We start from the raw sequence: 7,157 nt of genomic DNA, 5'->3' as shown, positions 1-7,157 counted from the left end.
GGTGACCAGGTTCGGCAGCGAGTCGATCTCGATGATGGCGACGATGCGCAGGTTGCGGTACGCGGTGTCGGACATGATCGAGGCGATCGGGTCGATGTACTCGGTCTTGTACCGGTTGAGGCCGTTCTGGGCGACCTTGAGCTCACCGTTGGAGGCCAGGGCCGAGCAGTCGCGGTTGGGCAGGTTGTAGATCACGACCTGGATCGTCAACGGCGCGGAGCCGTTGGCGGCGTCCTGCTGGACGGCCAGGTCCAGGTGGTCACGCAGGCCCTTGCTGTTGTTACCGGCCGAACCGCTGGTGATGGCGGCGATCCGGTCCAGCCAGATGGCCGTGGAGGTGTTGGCGACCGCCGCGCCGCCCGGCTCGGAGGCCGCGCTGGCCGACCAGTCGGGGTTCACATAACCGGTGGCGCCCGCGTAGGGGTTGTCGACGCGGCCCGGGTTGACGATGTCGTCGTCGCCCTCGGTCGCGGTGACGGTGACGCTGGTCAGGCCGGAGGAGGCGACGGTGATCGGCCGGGTGCCGTTCGTCTGGTCGCTGTCCTGCGCCGCCGCCAGGGTGACGGTCTGCGGGGTCTGCCAGTTCGACGTGGTGAACGTCAGGCTGGCGCCCGAGCTGACGGTGATGTTGGTGTCACCGGAGCCGGCCGTGTTGGTCACGCTCACGTTGCCGCTCGGCGCGGCCGCGAGGCGGACGGTGTAGGAGGCGGTGCCGCCCTCGGGCACGGTCACGGAGGTCGAGGAGACGACCAGCGACTGCGTCTGCGTGCCGTCGTCGTCGGCCTCGGTTGCGGTGACGTTGACGCTGGTCAGGCCGCTGGAGGCGACCGTGAAGGTCCGCGAGCCGTTGGTCGAGTCGCTGTCCTGCGCCGCGGCGAGGGTGACGTTCTGGGCGGTGTTCCAGTTGCTGCTGGTGAACGTGAGGCTGGAGCCGGAGCTCACCGACAGGTTGGTGTCACCCGACCCGGCGCTCGTGGTCACGGTCACGTTGGAGCTGGGCTGCGACTGGAGACGCACCGAGTAGGTGGCGGTGCCGCCCTCCGGCACGCTCACGCTGGTCGGGGTCACGATCAGGGCCTGCTGCGTGGGGCTCGGCGACGCCGACGGCGACGGCGAGGTGATCGGGCCGTTGCAGACCGTGCCGTTCAGGGAGAACGAACTCGGGTTGGTGTTGGTCCCGCTGAACTGGCCGTTGAAGCCGATCTGCACCGACTGGCCGGAGCCCAGGGCGCCGGCCCACGAGGGGGCGACCACGGTCACGTTCTGGCCCGACTGGCTCCAGGTGCCGTTCCATCCCTGCTGGACCGTCTGGTTCCCCGGCCACGTGTACGTGAGCCGCCACGGGTTCACCGCGTCACCGAGGTTGTTGATCGTGATGTTGGCGCCGAAACCGCTGCCGTTGTCCCACTGCTTGGCGTACGTGACCTGGCAGGCGACCGCAGCGCCCGCCGGCGTCTGCATGACGGCGAGCCCGGTGACGGCCAGCAGCATGGCCGCCGCCGCCATGGCGGCTCTGCGCCAGGAACTCAATCGGGGTCCCATAGCTTTCTCTTCTCCTCGGCATACACGATTGGGAGCGCTCCCAACATGGGTTCGTTTCGCCGAGGTGTACAGCATGTTTCCTGGTTCGACGGGATACGGCCAGGATGCCTATGAAAGATTCAGGGTCCGCGCGGCCAGCCGGTGGAGGTGCCGGCGGAAGCGGGCGAGCACCTCGGGGTTCTCCGCCCCCAGCCGGTCGCCCGACTCGTCGAGCACGCCGCCCTGGACGAACCCGTGGACGCACCAGATCAGCGTCCACACGCAGTACTCCATGTCGGCCGTGTCGTCGATGTATCCGGCCTCGGCGGCCTGTTCGAGCACGGAGGTCGTCATGGTGATCAGCGGCTGGGAGTACTGCCGCTCCAGGCCGGTGAGGTCGGCGGCGTCGTACAGCCACCGGTGGATCCACAGGGCCGGGAACTCGGGGTTGGCGACGCAGAAGTCGATGTAGCGGTCGACGATCTCGTGCACGGCCGCCGCGGCCGTGATGTGGTCGGCCGCCATCATGTCGTTGACGACGCCTTCGAGCGCCTCGGTCTCGATCCGGGAGGCCCGCTCGATCACGGCGAGGTAGAGGTCCCGCTTGGACCCCCCGAACCCCTCCTGGGCCGGGTCGATCCCGGTCGCCTCGGCGATCTGCTTCAAGGTCGTGGCGTCGTACCCGAGCGCGGCGAAGAGACGCGTGGCCCCCTGCAGCAGGCTTTCCATCCAGGGCTCCCGATCCCTTGGGTCCTTACCGTTTCCAAGTCCAACACCTGACCGGTCACGGGAGGGCAAACGGCACGCTTGACCACGGAATCCCCTTGTTTATGGGCGTTTCATGGCTATCTGAGATGTTTTACTGTCTTAGGTTTGCCATGTCATGGTTTGGTGGCTAGTGTCGCTTTCGTTGCCAAGTGCTGACCAACCCACGAGACAGCGCTTGACCATCGGATCCGGGAACGGCCCGCGGGGCCCACCGGACACGCCACCCCTGATGACTCGCGTGGCAGTCCTGTCGTCGTACGGAAAGATCTCCCTTTTTCATGTACGCCCTCAAAGGCATCCTGAAGAACAAGACCGTGACCACCGCGCTCACCGCCGCCGGCCTGGCCGTCCTGGGACTGGGCACCACCGGCGCCGCCACCGCCCTGGCCGCACCTCCGCACACGAACCACGTCCGGATCCACCCGCAGACGGCCGCCGTCGTCAAGCCCCTCGCGAAGGCGCCCGCCGTGGCCAAGCCCGCGATCAAGGAGCCCTCGTTCGTCAAGCCGGCCGTGCTGACCGGCAAGACCACCGCCTCCTACTTCTGGGACGACTCCTCCGGCCGCGCCGGCGACACGGGCCTGCCCGCCAGCGGCAAGCCGATGCAGAAGGGCATGGCCGCCTCCCCGAGCTGGCCCCTGGGCACCGAGGGCTACGTGGTCTACAAGGGCGTGAAGAAGCCGTTCTTCGTCGGCGACCGCGGCCCCGGCAACCCCTCGTCGCGCGGCATCATGCTCGACCTCGACGGGCAGACCTTCGCCGAGCTGACCGGCGGCTCCTTCGACATGACGACGCTCGCCGTGAAGAACAACGGCGGCTTCGGCCACATCCCGATCGAATACCACATCACCAAGTGGGGCGACGGGATCGGCCTCAAGGCTGCGCCGGTGCCGTTCTCGACCGGCGCGTGGAAGAGCTGAGCCTTATCGATGTGCGATGGAGGGCTCGGAGCTGCTAAAGTCTTCCTCGCGGGCGCCGCTAGCTCAGTTGGTTAGAGCAGCTGACTCTTAATCAGCGGGTCCGGGGTTCGAGTCCCTGGCGGCGCACCAGAAGAAATCCCAACTCGGTTCGACCGGGTTGGGATTTTCTCTTTTCGGCGGCGGCCCTCCGGGAATTGTCGTTCGCCGCTGATATCAATTGCGGCCATGAAGATCAGTGCCGAGCTCGACCGCTGGGGCCACACCGACCTGTTCGCCGAGATCGAGCGGCTGGCCTCCGCGATCCCCGCCGAGCGCGAGTGGCGGTGGCCGCGCCAGCCGCTCGGCGAGACCGGACTCGGGCTGCGCATGGCCGGTTTCGACGACGCCCAGTGGCGGGTGCTCGGGCTCTGGGCCCAGCATCGTCAGACCCGGCTCAGCTACCACTACCTCGCCGACGAGGTCGCCTCCCGGGTGGCCCGCCGCAAACTCCGGTGGACGGCCGACGAGACCGATCTGCTGTGGCGGTTGAGCCTCACCCGTGAACGCACCGCGCAGGCGGTGCTCCGCAGGCTGACCCTGCCGCTCACGGCGACCGCGTCGCTCCCGCGCGAGCTGCGCGAACGCTACGTGGCCCAGGCAGAGGAGGCCCGGAAGGCGGTGGGCGACGACGAGTGGACGGCCCGCGCCGAGACGGCCCGGCGGCTCGACGACTTCCTCGCCGAACACGCCGACCCGGGCTCGGTGGTCGCCACCCTGCTGGGCGAACACGACCGGTTCGCCGCCAAGCTCCTCACGGAGTTCGGGGCCGCGCTCGCGGCCCCCGGGGTCTTCCCGCTGTTACGCCACTGGAACGGCGCCACCGCCGCCAAGCCCAGCGGAAAGTGGCTCGCCACGGCCGGGAGGCTGCTCACCCCCGAGGCCGTCGTCCTGGTCCGGGAGATCCTCCAGCGGTTGTCCGCCCACCGGGAGGGCCCCGTCACGCTGCGCCACCAGGGTCAGGAGTGGACCAGCACCGTCTTCCTCCACGAGCGCACCGCCACCCCGCTGCGGGGCCTGATCTGGACCTGCCGGCTGATCGACGAACCCTGGGTGACCGCGCTGCTGGGCGACTGCGCCGTGACCTGCGGGACCGGCGTCGGCGGCTCGGGGGCGAGCTGCCGCGACGAGAAGCTGGCCAACGCCGCCGTCGGCGCGCTGGCCAGCCGGGGCGGTCTCGACACCGTGCCCCACCTGGCCCGCGTCCAGGCGAAGGTGCGCAAGAAGACCGTGCTGGCCGGGGTCGCCCGCGCCCTCGACGCGGTCGCCGAGGCGGCCGGGCTCTCCCCCGAGCGGCTGCTCGACCGGACGGTGCCGGCGTTCGGGCTCGGCCCCGACGGGGTGCGCGAGGAGCCGGTCGGCGACTGCCTGGTGCGGCTGCGGGCCGGCGCGCAGGCGCTGGAGTTCGTCAACGCCAAGGGCAAAACCGTCAAGGCGGCCCCGGCGGCGATCAGGAAAGACCCGGCGCTGGCCGAGCTGAAGGCGACGCTCAAGGAGCTCAGGCAGCTGCTCCCGGCCGAGCGGTTCCGCCTGGAGCGCGCCCTGATCGAGGAGCGGATCTGGCGGTGGCACGAGGTGACCGAGTTCTTCCTCGACCACCCGGTCACCGGCCTCTACGCGCGCACCCTGATCTGGCGCGTCCTCCAGGGCCCGGCCGGCCTCCCGGTGCGGACCGAAGACGGCTGGGAGCTCACCGACCCCGCGGGCCGCCGCATCCAGCCCGATCCGAACACCCCTCTTCACCTGTGGCATCCCATCGGCGAGACGCGGGAGACGGTCCGGGCCTGGCGCGACCACCTGCTCGACGCGGGCGTGCGGCAGCCCTTCAAGCAGGCCTTCCGCGAGGTCTACCTGCTCACCCCGGCCGAGGAGCAGACCGGCGCCTACTCCAACCGGTTCGCCGGGCACACCCTGCGCTACGGCCAGGCCAAGGCGCTGCTGAACCAGCGCGGCTGGACGGGCCTGTCGATCGGCCACTGGGACTACGAGTGCGGCGGCGACCAGGGCGCGGCGGTCAAGGAGCTGTCCGGCTACCGGGTCCGCTGGGACATGTCGGTCAACGCCGACCCCGAGGCCGACGGCTGGGGCACGGCGTCCTTCTGCGCCAGTGAGCAGATCCGCTTCTACCGCGCCGACCAGGATGAAACCGACGTCTACGGCTACGCCCGCGAGGGTCTGCCGCTGGCCGAGGTGCCGCCGCTGGTGTTGTCGGAGGCGCTGCGCGACGCCGACCTGGCCGTGGGCGTCACCTCCATCGGCCTCGACCCGCAGGTGGTCGCGGGCCACGAGGACTACTGGCGCTCCCACGGCTTCGGCGAGCTGACCGAGACGGCGCGCACGCGCCGCGACGCGCTGGCCCGCCTGCTGCCCCGGCTGAGCCTCGCCGGGCGCGCCGAGCTGACCGAGCGGTTCCTGCGGGTGCGCGGTGACCTGCGCACCTACAAGATCCACCTGGGGTCCGGCAACATCCTGATGGAACCCAACGACGCCTACCTGTGCATCGTGCCCGGCCGCCCGGAGCAGCAGGTGTTCCTGCCGTTCGAGGAGGACGGCGGCATGTTGTCGATCATCCTGTCGAAGGCGTTCCTGCTCGCCGCCGACACCGCGATCACCGACCCGACCATCACCCGCCAGCTCGCCTCGTGAGCCTCAGCGGCCGAAGGCGATCGTGCGGCCGGTGCGGACCTGCTCCTTCTTGTACGTCACCGTGTCGATCACCACGTCATCCGGCCCGACCAGCATGATCGAGTCGCCGTCGTTGTTCAGCCAGCTCACCTTCACGACCCTGACGTCGCCCGCCTCGATCGCGCCCGACAACGCCGTCCGGTTGCCCGAGGTGTCGCGCAGGTGCCAGCCACCGACGTCGACCGGGTCGGCGGTCACGTTCAGCAGGGTGATCTTCTCCGCGCCCGCGTCGGCGCCGGCCGGGTTAGGCAGGGCGGCCACGATGACCAGGTCGCCGGTGACCGCCGTCGGCGGAGTGGTCGGGCCGGTGGCCGGGTCGGGGGCGATGACGAAGTCCTCGGGCCAGACCGTGAGCTCGATCTGGTCGCCCGAGGCGCGCACCACGTCGTGCAGGTTGCCGCGTTCCTGCCGGCCGATCAGCCAGATCGCATCGTCGCGGTGGACCGGGTCGGCGCGCAACCAGGTGTCGAACTGGTCGAAGTCGGGGAAGCCGGCCGCGAAGTAGGGCACCAGACGGCGGAACAACTTCGGCCAGATGATCGTCTCGTCGAGGTTGCCGGCCGTCACGGTGGCGGGTTCGCCGGGATGGCCGTCGGCGTGGGGCCACAGGCCGGTGGCGGGGCGGGCGGCGCGGGAGACGCCCGCCAGGTGGTCGCGCAGTTCGACCGGCAGGGTGGCGTAGTAGGCCGGGTAGGCCAGGCCCTCGGCCAGCAGGACGCGGTTGGCCGACGCGTCGGCCAGCTCCGGCGTCAGGTAGACCGGCGCGCCGTCGGGAATGTCGGTCGGGCCGCCGTAGACGAACGCGATCAGGCGGCCGTTGGCGTCGATGCCGTTCGACAGGACGTGGCCCCTGATCGTGTCCTGGTCGGCGCGTTCCACCTTGTTCGGCAGGTCGTCGAAGAACTCGACGCCGGTGAAGCCGAGAAGCTCAAGGAGCCGGTCGCGGGCGGCGTTCGCCCACTCCAGCCGCTGGTGGGTCTCCTCGAAGTGGGTCTCCAGGGCGTCGATCGCCTCCAGGCGGACCGAGATGCCGCGCCGGTTCAGGTCGGGCGAGGTGCCCGACGGCCTGGGCAGCGCCTCGATGAGCGCCGGCGTGTCGGGGAGGAACTTGATCGTGTCACCGTCGGGCTCGGGGCCCTGGCGCGGGAGATCGGAATATCTGATCACGAAATTGCCGCGCAAAACCGTATATGTCATCGCCTATCACCCCGTGGCGAGAATAACCGG

Annotated in this window: 5 protein-coding genes and 1 tRNA gene; 3 read left to right on the top strand and 3 right to left on the bottom strand. The window is 70.0% G+C overall.

Going from position 1 to position 7,157, the window contains the following annotated elements; genetic code table 11:
• Positions 1-1,542, bottom strand: a 1,542-nt coding sequence (locus AW271_RS42995; RefSeq protein ID WP_174553132.1) for a glycoside hydrolase family 6 protein, incomplete at its 3' end; no start/stop codon positions are given.
• 108 nt (positions 1,543-1,650) lie between these two features.
• Positions 1,651-2,250, bottom strand: a complete 600-nt coding sequence (locus tag AW271_RS33030; RefSeq protein ID WP_062341522.1) for a TetR/AcrR family transcriptional regulator — start codon at positions 2,248-2,250, stop codon at positions 1,651-1,653.
• A 317-nt stretch (positions 2,251-2,567) separates the two neighbouring features.
• Between AW271_RS33030 and AW271_RS42650 the strand changes: the two genes are divergently transcribed.
• The 3 genes from AW271_RS42650 to AW271_RS33015 all read left to right on the top strand — a co-directional run bounded on the left by AW271_RS42650 (position 2,568) and on the right by AW271_RS33015 (position 5,891).
• Entirely contained in the window at positions 2,568-3,209 is a 642-nt protein-coding gene (locus tag AW271_RS42650; protein WP_062341521.1) for a hypothetical protein, read from the top strand.
• 52 nt (positions 3,210-3,261) lie between these two features.
• A tRNA-Lys gene (locus AW271_RS33020) sits at positions 3,262-3,338 on the top strand.
• Positions 3,339-3,434: 96 nt separating this feature from the next.
• Complete coding sequence (locus tag AW271_RS33015; RefSeq protein ID WP_062341520.1) at positions 3,435-5,891, top strand: DUF4132 domain-containing protein; 2,457 nt, start codon at positions 3,435-3,437, stop codon at positions 5,889-5,891.
• 3 nt (positions 5,892-5,894) lie between these two features.
• Here the strand turns inward: AW271_RS33015 and AW271_RS33010 are convergent, their stop codons facing one another.
• Complete coding sequence (locus AW271_RS33010; RefSeq protein ID WP_245653318.1) at positions 5,895-7,097, bottom strand: lamin tail domain-containing protein; 1,203 nt, start codon at positions 7,095-7,097, stop codon at positions 5,895-5,897.
• Positions 7,098-7,157: the final 60 nt, after the last annotated feature.

Source organism: Herbidospora sakaeratensis (assembly GCF_001570525.1).
Taxonomy (GTDB): domain Bacteria; phylum Actinomycetota; class Actinomycetes; order Streptosporangiales; family Streptosporangiaceae; genus Herbidospora; species Herbidospora sakaeratensis.
Note: the sequence above shows the minus strand (reverse complement) of the source record. Positions and strands in the feature narration are given on the sequence as shown.

What these genes read in the sequence shown, in the direction of transcription:
- AW271_RS33015 (WP_062341520.1), top strand. Translation starts at nt 3,435, where the DNA reads ATGAAGATCAGTGCCGAGCTCGACCGCTGGGGCCACACCGACCTGTTC.
- AW271_RS33030 (WP_062341522.1), bottom strand. Translation starts at nt 2,250, where the DNA reads ATGGAAAGCCTGCTGCAGGGGGCCACGCGTCTCTTCGCCGCGCTCGGG.
- AW271_RS42650 (WP_062341521.1), top strand. Translation starts at nt 2,568, where the DNA reads ATGTACGCCCTCAAAGGCATCCTGAAGAACAAGACCGTGACCACCGCG.